The following is a 17,597-nucleotide window of genomic DNA, read 5'->3' on the forward strand; positions in this document are numbered from 1 at the left end:
GTTGAGGGAGGTTGAGGGAGGCTGAGGCTACCGCTAGCGACACTTCGACTTCGCTCAGTGACCGCTAGCGGTAGCCTCAACCTCCCTCAACTTTCCTCAACCTCCTCAACTTTTTTTGATTCATTCAGCACTACATACCCAATCATTCACAAATGCTTGCTACCTTTGCCGCCGAAAAAGGTAGAAAACTTGAAGCGGAAGATCGTTTTTATATTTTTTTATTTCATGCTATTGCCATTTGTCCCGAATAATCTTTCGGCACAAAGCAGTGACAACCCATTTGAATTGTTGCATCGAATGGGAGTCAAACCTGGTGCACCAACAGTAGATTCCGCTGTACTAAGCAATCCCTTCGACCTTTTGGTCCGTCCATCGGCCAATGCCTTACTCGTTGCTGCGGAAAAAGCAAAACCAGCTAAAAAGCGCCGCGAGTGGACCCTCCCAAAATTTGATTTCAAATCCAATCTTACACCAGCAGCCATCCTTCAGCGCCTCAATTTTGGGGTGACTACCTTTATTTTGCTCACTTTGGCATTTTTTATGACCTTGTTGCGTGGAACGATCATCAAAGTTTTTCAGGCTTTTGCCAATGAAAATGCTTTTAATCAGATTTTTCGGGAAAGAGAAGGGCGTGGCGTAGGGGTTTATGCGGTGTTGTATCTTTCGTTTTTAATCAACCTGGGCTTCTTTATATTTTATCTCCTCCACGATTTGCAGGTTGATTTTGGCATGGGGCATCTCACCCAATTGGGCATCTGTGTGGGCGGGGTGATTGCGGGTTTTGGTCTCAAACACCTGGTACTGGGTTTGATTGGCCTCATTTTCCCGGTGGGTAGAGAAGTCTCCCGCTACAACTTTATCATGCTGGTATTTGGTGCTGCACTAGGTTTGTTGTTGGGGCCCATCAACATTTTATTGGCTTACGGCAGCCCGGAGTGGCACAAAATTTTTATCTGGGGAACCATTGGTGTCATTGGATTGGTTTATGCATTCAGATCGGTACGCAGCCTCTGGTTGGCGGGCCGAATTTTTGCATCACATCTATTTCACTTTTTGTTGTATATTTGCACTGTCGAAATCGCTCCTGTACTCACTGTGGTAAAATTAATCTTTAACCAACAGTAAGCAGGAAAACGAAAGTAGGTTACCAAAATAATCGTGAATGGCAGCAAACGGACAAGCCAAGGAGGAGACTTTCAAAAAAGTAAAGACCATCCTTGTTTCGCAGCCCAAACCTGAACGTTCTCCATACTATGAGTTGGAGAAAAGGTACAACCTACAAATTGACTGGAGGTCTTTCAGCCACGTTGAAGGACTGGAAGCCAAAGATTTCAGAAAGCAGCGGATCCGTCCCGACGAGTACCCTGCAGTGATTTTTTCCAGTAAAAATTCGGTTGATCACTTCTTTCGCCTTTGTGAGGAGATGCGGGTAAAGATGTCACCAGAAACCAAATATTTCTGCCTGACTGAAAACATTGCCAATTACCTACAAAAATTTATCCTTTACCGTAAGCGTAAGGTATTTGTAGGTACACGGACGATCGAAGATTTGGGGGCTTACTTGAAAAAACACAAGGGTGAGAAGTTTCTACTCCCTTGTTCCAATCTAGGTGCGAAGGAAATTACCAAGTATCTGGACGACATGAAACTAGATTGGAAAGACGCGATCATGTACCACACCGTGAGCTCGGACCTGTCCGACCTTAGCGACGTAACGTATGATGTGCTGGTGTTCTTCAGTCCACTCTGTATTCAATCCCTTTACGACAACTTTCCGGATTTCAAACAAAATGATACCCGGATTGCCGTATTTGGCAACCTGACCCGTCAGGCCGTTGAAGATCGAGGGCTGAGCGTGAACATCAATGCGCCAGCACCAGAAGTACCCTCCATGACCAAAGCTTTGGAGAATTACCTACAAAAGTCGAATAAGGACTTGTAGATAAAGAAGTACGGGGCGATAAAAAAATAAGTGTTCATTTTGCCAAAGGATTAGATAAGTAAGCGGTTCATTTCAAGTGTCTTATCTAATCCTTTGGCTCAAAAAAAATGAACACTTATTTTTGCCCACTACTAAGGGGGACGAATGACGAAGTACAAATGGGAATTTGTGCTTCGTCATTTTTTTTTGGGATGAATTTTAGCTCCTAACCGCTTTTTTGAAAATAAAAAAGCGGGAACAACCTCTCAGTCGTTCCCGCTTCCCATTTTCATACAAAATTATTGCTTTTACTTATGGATTCGGCACGATGTCGCCGTGATCTCCAATTGGCGCGGCAGGTTCACTGCTGTGGCCATTCATTCTGGCTTTGTCTTCTGGGAATTCGTAAGGCCGTGGGCCAATCAAACGTTCGAGGTCAGATTTCAGCAGGACTTCCTTTTCCAACAAAGCCTGAGCAATCACTTCCAACTCCTGGCGGCGTTCGCGCAGCAGTTCTTTGGCCCGTTCGTATTGTGAATTCACCATTTTGCGTACTTCATCGTCAATCAAGGTAGCAGTCTGATCCGAATAAGGCTTTTGGTACGACTCACTGGAAAGCCCGTAGAAAGATATCTGGCCCACTTTTTCGTTCATGCCAAAAATGCTGATCATGCTGTAAGCCATTTTGGTTACCTGATCCAGGTCATTCTGGGCACCGGTGGAGATTTTGCTAAAGACGTTGTTTTCAGCAGCACGGCCACCGAAGGTCATACACATGCGGTCGAGCAATTGCTCGGTGCGGGTGATGTTCTCTTCCTTAGGCAAGTATTGTGCGTAGCCCAGGGTGCCAATGCCCCGTGGAACAATCGTCACTTTTACCAGTGGTGAAGCATGCTCCAGGTACCAGCCACAAACCGCGTGGCCTGCTTCGTGGTAAGCAATGATTTTCTTTTCTTCGGGAGAAATGAGTTTGTTCTTTTTCTCCAAACCACCAATTACGCGGTCCAAAGCGTAGTTGAAGTCATCCATGTCAACCCACTTCTTATTGCGGCGGGCAGCGATCAGGGCAGCTTCGTTACAAATATTTGCGATATCGGCACCCGCAAAACCAGGGGTCATTTCAGAAAGTACCCATGCACTGATGTCGTCGGATGTTTTGATCGTCTTAAGGTGAACCTTGAAAATGGCTTCGCGGCCTTTCAGGTCGGGGCGATCGATGCTGATCTGGCGGTCAAAACGACCGGGGCGCATCAAGGCGGTATCCAAAATGTCGGGGCGGTTGGTGGCACCCATCAGGATTACACCTTTGTCGGTACTAAAACCATCCATTTCCACCAGCAACTGGTTCAGGGTGTTTTCACGCTCGTCGTTGCCACCTTGGAAGTTGTTGCGACCACGGGCACGGCCAATGGCGTCGATTTCGTCGATGAACACGATACAGGGTGCTTTTTCACGGGCTTGTTTGAAGAGATCGCGTACCCGGGAGGCACCTACACCCACAAACATTTCCACAAAATCGGAACCTGAAATAGAGAAGAAAGGTACACCTGCCTCACCGGCTACGGCTTTGGCCAGGAGGGTTTTACCCGTTCCCGGAGGGCCTACCAATAGTACCCCTTTGGGGATTTTTCCGCCCAGAGCGGTATATTTTTTAGGATTTTTCAGGAAATCTACCACTTCGACTACCTCTTCCTTGGCTTCATCCAAACCCGCCACATCGGCGAAAGTGATGTTCACTTTGCTGTTTTGGTCAAACAGGGCAGCTTTTGACTTGCCAATGTTGAAGATTTGTCCACCAGGGCCACCCGCACCGCCGCCTACCCGACGCATAATAAAGACCCAAACGATTACAATCAGTAGCAAGGGCAATACCCAGGCCAAAGCCTGCATCAGGTAATTGGTTTTGGTGATGTAGGAAGGGTAAATAGGATTAATATCCCCCTCTTTTTCATTGTCCTGCAAAAACTTCTCAAAGCTTTCTACACTACCAATTTCGATGTGGTAATGATAACGATCCCCACCGAAAGTGGTTTTGGTCGCATCCTTAAAGTCGGGTTTGGCCAAAGCTTCTTTTTTCAAATAAATATGCGCGACTTCTTTATTGATGACCTCAATTTTATCGATGTCACCATTCTGGATCATCTGTCCAAGGCGATTGCGAGAAAGAGGCTCTGGGGCGCTTTCCATGTACACGAGGTTTAGGCCCAAGAAGATCACCGCAATGATGCCGTAAATCCAAAAGGAGCTGAGCCGCGAACCACCTCCGCCACCACCGTTATCTCGCTTATTGTTATTTTCGTTATTTTCCATAAAATAGTGCTTACAGCATGAGCAATTTTTGCAAGTCCCTGAAAGTTCTGTTCTGAACCTGCGTTACAAATGAATACTAAACGCGATAGCATTAGAAATCGTTGCCTATCATCGACCAAATGCCGATACATTTCTATAAACTATCGTACTCGGTTATTGTTGCGTCGCCCCACAGGTCTTCCAACTCGTAGAAATGACGGGTTTCCGGGTAAAAAACATGGACAACTACCGTAAAATAATCCAGACAAATCCACAGTGCATTGCGTTCGCCTTCCACGTGGCTTGCCAACCGGCCTGTTTCTTTCAAGCGGCGTTGAATGTTGTCCGAAATACCTTTGACCTGAGTGGTAGAAGTTCCCTCACAGATGATGAAAAAGTCGGTAGGAGCGTCTTCCAAAAGCCGGAGGTCAAGTCTTACAATGTGTTTGCCTTTGATTTCCTGGATGCTGTCAACGATCAGATCCGTCAGCTCTTCGGCTACGAGCTTACTGCGTCTTTTGACTTTTACTTGCGTACTCAAATCCAGATTTTATTAGTTTTGCGAATATGATTTAAATTAGAGTTGTACAATCATTATGATTTTACATTTTGACTCTACAATCCTGCTTTAAGTTACAAAAAATAACAGGCTTGCACCAGCAAAACACACTTTTTATCGGAAAAGTTCTCCTGCATCATGAGGAATTGCCCTCTACCAATACGTATGCCCAAGAATTACTAGCAAAAAGCAAGCCAATTGAAGGAACTGTCATTTCGACCTTTCGTCAGCCACAGGGGCGTGGTCAAGTTGGCAGTAAATGGGAAAGTGAGCCGGATAAAAACCTCACCTTGAGTGTAATTTTGTATCCCACTTTTTTGTCTCCCGGGCAAAATTTTGCCTTGAACAAGGCCGTAGCGCTGGCTGTTCGCCATTTTATTGCAGAATTGGTTCCACAACAAGCAGTTAAAGTCAAATGGCCCAACGATATTTACGTTGGAACACGGAAAATTTGCGGTATCCTGATTCAAAATAGCCTGAATCGCAACGCCCTGGCCTCCACAATTGTAGGCATTGGTGTCAATGTGAACCAGACAATTTTCTCCAAAGATATTCCTAATCCGAGCTCTTTGCAACTGGAAAATGGAAAAGAATATGATTTGTCTTCCCTCATCCCTTTGCTTTGTCAGCATTTGGAGGCGATGTACCTTCGTCTCAAAAGCGGACACTTTGCCGATTTGGACGCTGAATACCTAGACCATCTGTATCGCTACCAGGAGTCGACGCTTTTTCAGCGCATCAATGGCGATGTATTTTGGGGTAAAATCAGCGGCATTTCCAACAGTGGTCAATTGCTCGTTACTGTAGAAGATGGAGGGGAAGAGGCTTTTGACTTAAAAGAAATCAGCATCAGGCTCTAAAGGTTCCAGAGTTCCAAGTTCCAAAGTTCCAGGGTTCAATGCCAACCTTGGAACTTGGAACTCTGGAACTCTGGAACTTTGGAACCCTGGAACCTTTAATGTAGCATGAAAATATCAATCCTTACCGTAGGCGATGAAATCCTCATCGGCCAAGTGGTCGACACCAACTCTGCCTGGATGGGCCAACAACTCAACCTGGCCGGGGCCCGCGTCGTCACGGTCATTTCCGTAGGCGATACGATGGAGGCCATCCATACCGGCATCCGCGAAGCCCTGGAGCAAGGCGATGTAGTGCTGATGACCGGTGGCCTGGGGCCAACCAAAGACGACATCACCAAAAAGGCCTTGTCCGAATACATGGGGGTCGACATGGTTTTTCACCAGCACACTTTCGAGCGCATCACCAAGATGTTTGAGGTTTGGGGCCGCCCTATGAACGAGGCCCACCGCCTGCAGTGTTTCATGCCCGCCAATGCCGAAATTTTGACCAACAAAATGGGTACCGCCCCCGGCATGTGGATGGAATACGCTGGAAAGGTCATCGTATCCATGCCCGGAGTGCCTTATGAGATGCAATACCTGATGGAAAATGAGGTGTTGCCCAAATTGAAAAAATGCTTCCCGGGTCAGCCTATTGCGCACCGCACGGTATTGACCGTTGGGGAAGGGGAAAGCCATATCGCGGAGAAGTTGGAAGATTTTGAGGAGGAGTTGCCAGAAGGTTTCAAACTGGCTTATCTGCCCCAAATTGGCCAGGTTCGCCTGCGCATCACGGGTACGGGCATGGATGAAGCAGCCTTACACCAGATTTTGGATGAAAAAGCCGCCATCCTCAAAGCCCGTTTTGCAGACATTATTTATGGCTACGGTACCGAAACGCTGGAAGGGGCCGTTGGCAAAATGCTGAAAGAACGGGGTTTAATGTTAGCGACTGCTGAAAGTTGCACGGGGGGCTACATGGCGCACCGGATTACTTCGGTGGCTGGTTCTTCGGATTATTTCGTAGGCAGTGTCATTGCTTACGCCAATGAAGTCAAGATGCAAATCCTGGGGGTAAAAGCGGAAACGCTGGACACCCACGGCGCAGTAAGTGAACAAACGGTGATTGAGATGGCTGAAGGTGCCGTAAAGGTTTTGCCTGCCGATGTGGCCATTGCCATTTCGGGTATTGCAGGGCCGGGTGGCGGTTCAGATACGAAGCCAGTGGGCTTGGCCTGGATCGCGGTCAGCAATGGCCAAATGACCAAAACTTTCAGTATTCGGGCCGGAAAAGACCGGGATAAAAACATCCAGTACTTCACGGTACATGCCTTGAACCAGCTCAGACAATTCTTAAAGCAGCTCTAGGCGAGCACTTATTGGAAAGTTTGGTAACTTTGCGGCACCAAATAATCCAAATTAAACGAAACCAAATAACATGGCGCAGTTCGAATTGATCATGCCCAAGATGGGAGAAAGCATCATGGAGGCCACCATCCTGAAGTGGGTGAAAAACGTGGGTGACCAGATAGAACTGGACGAAACCATCGTGGAGATCGCTACGGACAAAGTGGACTCAGAAGTACCTTCCCCTGTAGCGGGCAAAGTGGTGCAATTGCTTTTTGGGGAAAACGACACCGTAGCCATCGGTAAGGTCATCGCCCTGATTGAAACCGAAAGTGCTTCTTCGGAGCCGAAATCCTCCCCTGCCCTGGCCGAACCTGCTCCCCAAACCAACGGCCAAAGCCCCGCGGCGGCCAGCGCCAGCAATGGGGCACTGAGCACAAGTACTCCGGTAGCCAACCCCCAACCCATTGGCAAGGGTGAAGGCAATCGTTTTTATTCCCCGCTGGTGCGCAACATTGCACAGCAGGAAAACATCTCTCTGCAAGAATTGGAAGCCATCTCTGGCTCAGGCATGCAAGGTCGGGTAACCAAAAAAGACATTTTGTCCTACCTGGACGAGCGCAAGGAAACACCCGCCAATGTCACAACTGCCAAAGCTACACCTAGCAGCCCCAAAGGCACTCCCGTACAGGTAAGCTACACCGCACCTGCCGTGAGCCTGGATGGAAACGTGGAAATTATAGAAATGGACCGCATGCGCAAGCTGATCGCCGAGCACATGGTGATGTCCAAACAAGTTTCGCCCCACGTGACCTCCTTTGTGGAAGTGGACGTGACCAACATCGTCAAGTGGCGGGAAAAAGTCAAAGACGTTTTCCAGAAAAAGTACAACGAAAAAATCACCTATACCCCCATATTCATTGAGGCCGTAGCCCGCGCCATCCGCGATTACCCGATGATCAACATCTCGGTGGATGGTACCAACATCATCGTGCGCAAGGATGTGAACATTGGTATGGCGGCAGCGCTGCCCTCGGGCAACCTGATCGTTCCCGTGATCAAAGGGGCCGATCAGTTGAACCTGGCGGGTTTGACCAAAACGGTCAACGACCTGGCCAATCGCGCCCGCGCCAATCAATTGAAGCCCGAAGACATCCAGGGTGGCACCTTCACCATCACCAACGTGGGCACCTTCGGCAACGTGATGGGCACCCCCATCATCAATCAACCGCAAGCGGCCATTATGGCAGTCGGGGCGATTCGCAAAAAGCCTGCGGTGCTCGAAACGGAGTACGGCGACATCATCGCCATCCGCCACATGATGTTCTTGTCTATGTCTTATGACCACCGGGTGGTGGATGGATTTTTGGGCGGGTCGTTTTTAAGGAAAGTGGCGGATTATTTGGAGGGTTTTGATGGGGATAGAGCGGTGTGATCCTTTATGCTTTGAAAAAATACGAATACGCAACGCCTGCTTGGGAAACTGAGCAGGGCTTTTTCTTTTTTCACCACCTAAGAAACTATAGGCACTTAAGGCACACCAAAGCCATCAAGGGCTAAAAAGACTTAGCCTCCGCATTTGTGCCTCAACCTACTGCTCCCACTGCTCAATCAACCTCGCCGTAATGTCCAAAAAGTCATTTTCGGTGATGATGCCCACCAATTCGCCGTTTTGCACTACCGGCAAGCAGCCGATTTTTTTGTCACGCATCAGCTTGATGGCATCCAGAATCAGCAGAGAAGGGTGCACCGAAATCGGTTCGGCAATCATGATGTCCTGCACCTGTTCGGCAGCAGGTTGCTCCAATTCCGTTTGCTTGGCCAGGTGGCGCAAGACCAGCCGGGCCGTGATCAAACCACATAAATGCCCTTTGTGGTCCTCTACAGGCAGGTATTGAATGCGCCGCCAATCCATCAATTTAGCGACCAACTGAATTAAGTCATCCTTTTGTACCGTAAACAAATCGGTGGTCATGAACTCCTCCACTTTGAGGCTCTTGGCCTGGTAATGGGGCAAGTCATCAGCGCTGGGTGGGGTCCATTCGTGCACAGGCAGGTTTTGTTTTTGGCGGTTGTGAATGGCGGCAGTGAGGGTCACCAGGGCTTCATCTTCGCGCAATTTGCGGCGCAAAGTGGAGTAACTGTTGAGTTGCCAGATGGCACCGTTGGTATGGCCTTTCATGCGTGCTTCGGCGATGCCCAGGTATTGGTCGATGTCGGCACTGGCCACCTGGCGGGCTTGTAAACCCAAACGCGCCAATGGGATCAACTCTTGCAGCAACAAGTCCCGCGCACTGATCTTTTGGCCATCAAACCAGGAGAACTTGGAATCCAACCCAAAAGCCGCGGCTTTTTCAAAATTGGAGCGCGCATCCTCCCAGCTCATTTTTTGGCGCACATCCGCATAATGGAGCTGGCAACCAATCATCGCCCCCGTCCAAAACGCGGTATTGGCCATTTGATCCACGACGCTGGGGCCAGCGGGTAAAATCCGGTTTTCGATGCGAAGGTGGGGTTTTCCATTGGGGCTGATGCCGTAATAAGGTCGATTCCAGCGGTAAATCGAGGAGTTGTGCAGGCGCAGTGCTAGTAGGAGAGGTGTTTCGCCCCGGCGAATTTTTTCCTCGACATTTTCTTCGCTTTCACGCGCAATCAAGGTGCGAAAACGCGCGAGGTCTTCGCGGTAAATGTCCAGGATGGAGTTTTCTACCCAGTTGTTGCCAAAATTGACGCGGGTGCTGCGCTCGCGCAGGTGGTCGTGGGTTGTGCGCACATCCAGCGCCTGCTGAAACAGGGCGATGCGGCTTTCGTGCCACAATCTGCGCCCAAAAACGATTGGAGAATTGGCTCCGAGTGCCAATGTAGGCCCAGCCAAGGCTAGCGCAAAATTGTACATCCGGGCGTATTCCTCCGGGTTGACTTGCAGGTGAATTTGAAAACTGGTATTGCAGGCTTCCAGCAAGGGGGTATCATGCCGCACTTGTAATTCATCGATGCCGCGCAGGCGAAACTCAAAGGCTTGCCCATTGCGCTGGGCGGTCATGGCGTCGATCAGGAGGTTGTAGCGCTCGCGGGGGGTCAGGTTGTGGCGCTCCAGGTCGTGTTTGCGGATGGTGGGTAAAATGCCTGTGAGCAGGAGTTCGGCGTTGAAAGGCCCCAGGTTGTCGCGGATTTCTTGCAGGCGTTGCAGGATTTCCTGCTCCATGGTTTGAAAACAAGCTCCGGTAAAGTCTTGGGGCTGGAGGTTGATTTCGAGGTTGAAACGCGCCAATTCGTTGTCCAGCCAGGGGCAATTGGGCATACTTTCCAAAATTTCAACGGCTAAGGGTAAGGGCTTGTAGGTTTTGGCATCTACCACACAAATTTCCTGCTCGGCCCCGATGCGGGCTACTCCGGTTTCGAACCACTGATGGTCCAGCATGTACTCGACGGCTTCAATGTCGGCCAGGAGGGCGCGCATGAAGTTGGAGGAAGGTGTTGAATGCATGGGAGTGGTCTTGAGTATGTTTGCTGCAAAATAAGGATTGTTGTTATTCCTTGTTCATTCGAAAATTTTAATCCTCAATCCACGTTTGACATGGATTAATATATCTTCCAGCTATGCGCAAAATTTGCCTTTTTATCCTCCTTCCTTTACTTCTTGCCACTTGCAAAAGGGACGATCGGGAACGCCTGTTTGAAATTCTCGTTCCCAATATCACTTTTGAGATTCCAGCGGGATTGAGTGGGGGTTTGCCACGGGTGTTTGAGTTAGACAACTTGAGTTCCAGCGTGATCGCACTAGCCAAAAATGCCGGCATCGATACAGCCACCATTGTAGAAATTCGGCCACGTGCCGCTACCTTACAAGCCATTCAAGGCAATGCGGATTATTCTTTTTTGCGCGAGGTGGTGATTCGGGTGTGTCGGAGTGGATCGAATGTTTGTTATGCTACCGATGAAGCTTTTAATATTGTGTATTACGATGAGCGGAGGATTGGCTCGCGCATCAATTTGAATCCTTCCTTGCCCAATCTGCGGCGCACCTTGATTCGGGAGCGTTACAAGCTGGAGATTTTGTTTTATTTGAAACAGGGGGCGGTGTCGCCTACCGCGATTCCGACGCGACTCGACATGATTTTTGAAGCAGTCAAATAAAGATGAAAGATGAGAGATGAAAGATGAGAGATGAAAGATGAGAGATGAGAGATGAAAGATGAAAGATGAAAGATGAAAGATGAAAGATGCTACCGCAGCGTTTTTGACGATGGCCTTGTCTAAGTCTCTGCGGTAGCATCTCTCATCTTTCATCTCTCATCTTTTATCTCTCATCTTTTATCTCTCATCTTTTTTTTAAGTGTTAGTATACAGCTACGAACTATTTTCATTACCTCCTCCGCATCAGTCTTTACCGATTTATATTCAATTTCGTTGAGAAAATCTGTTCTAAATAGCAATTCAAGCCAGTATAAAGTTTCACCAATTTCTTTTTGAGCGATACCCATCTTATGAATAAAATCAGCATTTGATTCAGCATTTACAGCTTCCCGAACCATTGCTCCAGGGTTTGTTCCCGCACGAAGCAATTGTTTACTCATTACAAATTCCTTTTTCTCCTCTGCTAAATACCGATATAGTCTTACAATTCTCACAGCAAAAAGCATGGTTTTTTCATGCAAAGGGTCATTTTTCATGCTGCCTAGGTTTCTCATCTCTCATCTTTCATCTCTCATCTCTCTCCTTTCAGTTGTTCTTGGTAATCTTGCAGAACTTCCCATTCTTCGTCAAAAGCCAGACGAGCTTGAGCTGGCCAGGCACCCGGATCAATACCATTCAAGGCAGGATCAACTGAAACCAGGATATTGCGGATTTCATCGGGATCCATTTTGGCCAGTTCAGCAAAAGAATTGATGCCTGAGGTGAACAAGATTTTTTCGATTGGTTCGTCAATGCCCATAATCAATTTGAGGTTGTCAAGGGGAGGTACAACGTGGGTTTCTTCAACCGTCAAGCTGCGTGCCTCGGCAAGGGGGCTGGCCTCCGCAAATTCCGCAGGTGGTTCATTTAGCAATTTTTGGGCTTGTCCCACCCAATCATCCTTCTCAATACGGCCTTCAAAAAAGCTGATTTTCGTGGTGATTTCGGCAATTTTTTCGGCATCCCAAGCCGCGATGTCCGCGTAGGTAAAGACCCCCGCGTCGTTGAGTTTCTTTTCTAAAAATGGACCAATGCCCTCAATGGTGGTAAGGTCATTTTTATCCATAGTGCGCAGCAAAACTTTATCGGCATTGAACAAGCTAGTGGGTTCACCACCGAAGTTGGGCGTTTCTTGTACTGGCTCAGTAGGAATAACTTTGGGCACAAAAAACTCACCCGCAGGTTCGCTGATGCCGGAATCGGGCGTAGGTTGAGGATTCACCGACGGCAGGTGCTGGTGTTCCACAAAACGATCTTCGCTAGTTTCACCCAATTTCCGCAGCAAAGACGAATTTTCCTCGGTCAACCGTATCAATTGAACTTCGATGGCAGAAAGTCGATCCAGCGTCTCTCCACTTCCTGTAATAGTCACTTCAGTTGGCATTGCTCCACCTTCGACAAGCTGAGCATTTTTGGTTTTGAGGCCCAAAATTTGATCATTCAGGTCGTTGATGATGCTGGCGGAAGCCTGTTCTGCCGCCTTAGTTTTGTCCAATTCCACCTGCGCGGAAGCGACCAATTGGTTCAAGCGACCAACTTCTTCAGCATGGCGCCGGATTTTGGATTGAGCTTCTTCTGCTTCAAAAGCCGCCCGTTTTAAATCGGCTTCTTTCAGCGCCAATTCATGTTGAACTTGATCCAACTCTAGCTGTTTTGCCGTCAAAAGTTGTTCTTTCTCATCCAATTGCCGATTCAATTCATTGACATAGCGGTTCCGCAAAAAATACCCTGCCAACAAGCCCAATAAAAAGGCAATGATCAACCAGCTAAGGATTAAAATACTTTGTTCGGTACCCAGGTTACTGAAGAGTTGATTTAAGTTTTCCATGTCTTGTACGTTGTGGATTGGGTTCGTTGTGGATTAGGTTCACGCCTGATTTGACGCAATTTAATTACTTTAATGAAAAATCATCTATTCGATGATAAAATTAATTCGGCGATTGCGCCGCTGGCCTACTTCCGTGTTGTTGTTGCTGACCGGGTATTTCCCACCGACCGAAAAAGCAGCCATTTGGCGGGGAGGAATACCTAGCTCCCGAAAATAACGCAATACGTTTTCGGCGCGTTGCGTGCCCAGCGCCAGATTGGCTTTGGCATCACCCTCGTTGTCGGTATGACCAATGATGCTGAGTTTTTTGTCTTTGTACAGGGCCAAAAACTGGCGCACCGAATCGGCGTATTCTACCAAGGGCAAAATGGGTCGAAACTCGCTGCCCTTCGGCACAAAACTTTCATCGGAAAAGGTCATGTCTTCAAAAGTATAGGCCAAAGGCACAAAGTCCACACTTTGTGCCGGGGTGTAAGCATTAAAAGTAATCGGCTGTTGGCGGATGCCTCCAGCACCAGTGTTGAAACTCAAGGTAATGCGGTCCGGGTCGAGTTTGCGTTGGATCAGTAAATCTCGGACGGCATTGGCTCGCGCCAGGCCCAGATTTTCAAAAAAGCCTCGATTTTCGCCCTCTTCGTCGATGCCGTAGCCTCCGGTGATGTTGAGCAAAAGGGTGGGGTTTTCCTGCAAGTACGCCGTGATTTTATCCAGAAAAAGTCCGTTATTGGCGTTGAGTTTGGGCGAAACTTGACCTGTATCAAAAGCGAAATGGTCGTAAGCGCTGAGGATGGTTTTGCTGCCGTGATTGAAGCTCAAAGTTTGCAACCGATTGGTGACGATTTTTTCCTCAGTATTGGGGCCACACTGGCCCAGAATCTGGCAAACGTACCACCAGCGAGCCAGCAAAGCCAGGGCAATAAAGGCAAGAATGGGTAATAATGTTCTCATTCGTAATAGTTGTTGGGCTTAAACAAACTTTTAAACAGGTTTTAAACCCGCAAAATTGTTTTTTTCCTTTTTTCTTTACAAATATGTTAAAAAAATCACGAACATGAAACTGCGCTGTACCGCCAATAGCATCCGTTTGCGGGTGCGCAAATCGGATCTGGATGTATTGGAAAACCAGGGCGAAGTAAGCGCACCCATCAATTTTGCGCCAGGAATTAAATTGGAATATGTTCTCAAATTGGGGCAAGTCGAACAGCCTCAGGCAAGGTATAGTGCGCATCAAATTTCGGTGATTTTACCCGTTGAACTCGCCGAAAAGTGGATCAACAGTGAGGACGTGAGCATTGAATACCAACAGGCTTATGCCGAAGGGCAATACTTGCAGGTGTTGATTGAAAAGGATTTTCCCTGTCGGCATACCGAAGAGAAAGACTTACAGGACACCTTTTTTGAACTGGCACCCAAGGATGATCTTTCCTGTTGAACTAGGTTGCTCAGGTTCGTTTCCGAACACCAAAGTGTCCGATTTCGAACACTTTTATTCTCTGCGATCCAGTTTTTTTGTATCATTGCATCCATAAAACTTTGGTTGATTTGTATTTATGCCAGTTTTAGGCATCTTCTACAATTTTGGCTTAGCCTTTGCCACTATTTTACTGTAAGTTCATATTGATTGATGGTATATGCAAGATAAATCAGACCTTCACCCAGGCGCAATATTGGTGGTAGACGACAATTCGGGCGTACTTACCGCAGCCAAACTTTTTCTGAAACGCCACTTCAGTCAAGTGGAAACCGAACGAAACCCTGAAAATTTGCCGACGCTGCTGACCAACATGCGTTACGATGTGATTTTGTTGGACATGAATTTCACCAAAGACCGCAGCAGTGGTAAGGAGGGTTTTTTTTGGTTGGAGCGCATCCTGCAAATTGACCCATCGGCAGTGGTTATCCTCATCACTGCTTACGGGGACGTTGAAATGGCGGTACAAGCCATCAAGGGTGGGGCAACCGATTTTGTACTCAAACCCTGGGAAAACGAAAAGTTGCTGGCCACGCTACTTTCGGCCATGAAGCTGCGGGCTTCCAAAGTGGAGAATGACGAGCTCAAAGCCAAACAAAAGGGCCTTGCCATCGCTCATAATGACTCCATTCCCGAAATTTTGGGGAACAGTAATGCCATGCGCAAAGTTTTTGAAACCATCAACCGAGTGGCCCAAACCGAAGCCAATGTTTTGATACTGGGCGAAAACGGTACTGGTAAAGAACTCGTGGCCCAAGCCATTCACCAACAATCCCTGCGGGCCAATGAACATTTTGTAAAAGTGGACCTGGGTGCCATCACCGAAACTTTGTTCGAAAGTGAACTTTTTGGCCATGTCAAAGGCGCTTTTACCGACGCGCGCGACGACCGTCCGGGGCGTTTTGAAGCAGCCAACCGGGGCACCATTTTTTTGGATGAAATTGGCAACCTGACCTCAGGTTTACAAGCCAAGCTACTCTCAGCCTTGCAAAACCGCGTAGTCACCCGGGTGGGCTCCAATCAAGGGCGCCCCATCGATGTGCGGGTTATTTCGGCAACCAATATGCCGCTGTACGAGATGGTGAAAGACCGGAGTTTTCGGCAGGATTTGTTGTACCGCATCAATACCATCGAAATCCATTTGCCTTCCTTGCGCGAACGCGCAGAAGACATTTTATTGCTGGGAGAGCACTTTTTACAGGTATATAACCGCAAATACAATCGCAACATTTCCAACATCAGTTCATCCCTCAAAAAAGCCATGCTCGCCTATCCCTGGCCGGGCAATGTGCGGGAACTACAACACGCCATGGAGCGTGCAGTGATCATGGCCCGGGATTCCGGTACCTTGCAACCTGATGATTTTATGTTGGGTTCGAATCCCTCCATTGACGTGGATGCGCTCGCCGCAGCCAGTATGAACCTGGAAGACATGGAGCGCGAAACCATTCTCAAAGCCATCAAAAAACACCAGGGCAACATCAGTGAAGCCTCCAAGGAATTGGGATTGACCAGGGCTTCATTGTATCGCCGTTTGGAAAAATACGGAATATAGTTGAGATGGTTTAGGGAGGTTGAGGCTACCGCGAGCGATTTTGACAATGGCCTTGTCTAAGTTTCTGCGGTAGCCTCAACCTTCCTCAACCTTCCTCAACTTCCTCAACTTCCTCAACTCAACCCACATGTACCTTCGCACTTTTGCTACCGGTTTGGTTTTGCGTATTCTGCTGATCGTGGTGTTGATCGGAGCAATCGCCTGGGCTTTGCCTCAATCTAACCAAATGGCCCTTACGGCCTTGCTGATTATTATGCTGCTCTGGCGCGTCGTCAATTTGTTCAACTACGTCAACATCACCAATCGGAAATTAGTGCGTTTTCTGGAGTCAGTGCGTTATGACGATTTTTCAGTGCGTTTTGCTGCCAATCAGGACGATTCTACTTTTCGGGAATTGAGCAGGCAGTTCAACGACGTATTGGATGCTTTTCGGCAGGTTCGGGCGGACAAAGAAGCCAGTAGCCAGTATTTGCAAACCATCGTTCAACACGTCAATACGGGCTTACTGGCTTTTGATGAATCGGGTAGGATTGAACTGATCAACAATGCCGCCCTGCGGCTGTTGGGCTTGTATCGGCTCAAAACCTTGAAGGATTTGCAGGAGGACAATCCAGAGTTGCAAAATTTGTTGCAAAACCTCGTTTCAGGCGAAAGTGTATTGTTCCAAGCCGCAGCAGACCGGCAACTGTCAATCAGCAGTACCGCCATTCGCATGCGGGGTAAACTGATCAAATTAGTGGCTATCCAAAACATCCAATCCGAACTGGAAAGTAAGGAGTTGGAAGCCTGGCAAAACCTGACCCGCGTATTGCGCCACGAAATCATGAATTCGGTTACGCCCATCGCCTCGCTGGTCTCGACCATGCGCGACATTGTCCAACAGGAAATGGAAGAACCCGATCCTAGCCATGCCGAAACCTGGCAAGACCTAAATGAAGCCTTGGAAGTGGTGGAAAACCGCACCAATGGTTTGATGAACTTCGTCAATGCCTACCGCACTTTTACCAGCATTCCCAAACCCAATATGGATCCGGTACTGGTGTTGCCGCTGGTCCAACGCATCACCTCTCTTTTTGCCCCTACTTTGCGGGATAAAGGCATCCGCCTGACTTATGACATCCAACCGGATGAGCTTGAAATTAGCATGGACCAGGATCAAATTGAAATGGTGCTCATCAATTTGATCAAAAACGCCGTGGAAATTCTGGAAGGGCAAGCCAATGCCCGCATTGACATCCGTAGCTCGCTTGATCAAACGACACAGCGCGCTACCCTGGAGGTCAGCGACAATGGTCCCGGCATTGAACCGGATAAACTGGAACAGATTTTTATTCCTTTTTACACCACGAAAGAAGATGGGACAGGCGTAGGCTTGAGCCTTTCGCGGCAGATTTTGCAGTTGCACGGCGGGGTGCTGGGTGTGGACTCACAGTTGGGGAGTGGGGCGAAGTTTAGTTTGGTGTTTAAGGTGTGACGGCCACGACGACCAATAATTTTCAACTTTGAGTCTTTGTGGTGGATAATTTTCTTATTTTTTGAGTGACGAGTTCCGAGTACATGACTTAAGACTTTAGAAGTGAGCTACCGCAGCGACTTGGACCAAGGCTGTTTT

At 48.1% G+C, this 17,597-nt stretch carries 15 protein-coding genes; 9 read left to right on the forward strand and 6 right to left on the reverse strand.

What is annotated here, in order from left to right; all coding sequences use genetic code 11:
• Positions 1-225: 225 nt before the first annotated feature.
• The gene (locus ACEW9O_RS15215) at positions 226-1,125 is read left to right on the forward strand and encodes a DUF4271 domain-containing protein (protein ID WP_373551029.1); all 900 of its coding nucleotides are present in this window, start codon (positions 226-228) and stop codon (positions 1,123-1,125) included.
• 37 nt (positions 1,126-1,162) lie between these two features.
• On the forward strand, positions 1,163-1,942 hold the full coding sequence (locus ACEW9O_RS15220) for a uroporphyrinogen-III synthase (RefSeq protein ID WP_373551030.1): 780 nt from the start codon (positions 1,163-1,165) through the stop codon (positions 1,940-1,942).
• Between the two features lie 291 nt (positions 1,943-2,233).
• On the opposite strand, the gene ftsH is transcribed toward ACEW9O_RS15220, so the two are convergent.
• Positions 2,234-4,231, reverse strand: a complete 1,998-nt coding sequence (ftsH, locus tag ACEW9O_RS15225) for an ATP-dependent zinc metalloprotease FtsH (protein WP_373551031.1) — start codon at positions 4,229-4,231, stop codon at positions 2,234-2,236.
• A gap of 133 nt (positions 4,232-4,364) precedes the next feature.
• The gene (gene rsfS / locus ACEW9O_RS15230) at positions 4,365-4,751 is read right to left on the reverse strand and encodes a ribosome silencing factor (RefSeq protein WP_373551032.1); all 387 of its coding nucleotides are present in this window, start codon (positions 4,749-4,751) and stop codon (positions 4,365-4,367) included.
• 110 nt (positions 4,752-4,861) lie between these two features.
• Here rsfS and ACEW9O_RS15235 point away from each other — a divergent pair, with 110 nt between their 5' ends.
• From ACEW9O_RS15235 to ACEW9O_RS15245, 3 genes are all read left to right on the forward strand, one after another.
• Complete coding sequence (locus ACEW9O_RS15235) at positions 4,862-5,629, forward strand: biotin--[acetyl-CoA-carboxylase] ligase (protein ID WP_373551033.1); 768 nt, start codon at positions 4,862-4,864, stop codon at positions 5,627-5,629.
• A gap of 105 nt (positions 5,630-5,734) precedes the next feature.
• Complete coding sequence (locus tag ACEW9O_RS15240; RefSeq protein ID WP_373551034.1) at positions 5,735-6,976, forward strand: competence/damage-inducible protein A; 1,242 nt, start codon at positions 5,735-5,737, stop codon at positions 6,974-6,976.
• A 70-nt stretch (positions 6,977-7,046) separates the two neighbouring features.
• Entirely contained in the window at positions 7,047-8,390 is a 1,344-nt protein-coding gene (locus ACEW9O_RS15245) for a dihydrolipoamide acetyltransferase family protein (RefSeq protein WP_373551035.1), read from the forward strand.
• Between the two features lie 156 nt (positions 8,391-8,546).
• Here the strand turns inward: ACEW9O_RS15245 and ACEW9O_RS15250 are convergent, their stop codons facing one another.
• A complete protein-coding gene (locus ACEW9O_RS15250; RefSeq protein WP_373551036.1) occupies positions 8,547-10,442 on the reverse strand; it encodes a CBS domain-containing protein in 1,896 nt (631 codons plus the stop codon).
• Between the two features lie 113 nt (positions 10,443-10,555).
• Between ACEW9O_RS15250 and ACEW9O_RS15255 the strand changes: the two genes are divergently transcribed.
• Positions 10,556-11,092: a hypothetical protein gene (locus tag ACEW9O_RS15255; protein WP_373551037.1), complete on the forward strand. Its 537-nt coding sequence runs from the start codon at positions 10,556-10,558 to the stop codon at positions 11,090-11,092.
• Between the two features lie 170 nt (positions 11,093-11,262).
• Here the strand turns inward: ACEW9O_RS15255 and ACEW9O_RS15260 are convergent, their stop codons facing one another.
• The 3 genes from ACEW9O_RS15260 to ACEW9O_RS15270 all read right to left on the reverse strand — a co-directional run bounded on the left by ACEW9O_RS15260 (position 11,263) and on the right by ACEW9O_RS15270 (position 13,907).
• Entirely contained in the window at positions 11,263-11,628 is a 366-nt protein-coding gene (locus ACEW9O_RS15260) for a four helix bundle protein (RefSeq protein WP_373551038.1), read from the reverse strand.
• 35 nt (positions 11,629-11,663) lie between these two features.
• Positions 11,664-12,959: a helix-hairpin-helix domain-containing protein gene (locus ACEW9O_RS15265; RefSeq protein ID WP_373551039.1), complete on the reverse strand. Its 1,296-nt coding sequence runs from the start codon at positions 12,957-12,959 to the stop codon at positions 11,664-11,666.
• 84 nt (positions 12,960-13,043) lie between these two features.
• A complete protein-coding gene (locus ACEW9O_RS15270) occupies positions 13,044-13,907 on the reverse strand; it encodes an OmpA family protein (protein WP_373551040.1) in 864 nt (287 codons plus the stop codon).
• Positions 13,908-14,010: 103 nt separating this feature from the next.
• Here ACEW9O_RS15270 and ACEW9O_RS15275 point away from each other — a divergent pair, with 103 nt between their 5' ends.
• From ACEW9O_RS15275 to ACEW9O_RS15285, 3 genes are all read left to right on the forward strand, one after another.
• Positions 14,011-14,391, forward strand: a complete 381-nt coding sequence (locus ACEW9O_RS15275; RefSeq protein WP_373551041.1) for a hypothetical protein — start codon at positions 14,011-14,013, stop codon at positions 14,389-14,391.
• A gap of 199 nt (positions 14,392-14,590) precedes the next feature.
• Positions 14,591-15,985: a sigma-54-dependent transcriptional regulator gene (locus ACEW9O_RS15280; RefSeq protein ID WP_373551042.1), complete on the forward strand. Its 1,395-nt coding sequence runs from the start codon at positions 14,591-14,593 to the stop codon at positions 15,983-15,985.
• A gap of 127 nt (positions 15,986-16,112) precedes the next feature.
• Positions 16,113-17,459 (forward strand): PAS domain-containing sensor histidine kinase, encoded by a 1,347-nt coding sequence (locus tag ACEW9O_RS15285; RefSeq protein ID WP_373551043.1) that lies wholly within the window; start codon positions 16,113-16,115, stop codon positions 17,457-17,459.
• Positions 17,460-17,597: the final 138 nt, after the last annotated feature.

Origin of the sequence: Haliscomenobacter sp., from assembly GCF_041740695.1 — a bacterium.
Classification (GTDB): Bacteria; Bacteroidota; Bacteroidia; order Chitinophagales; family Saprospiraceae; genus Haliscomenobacter.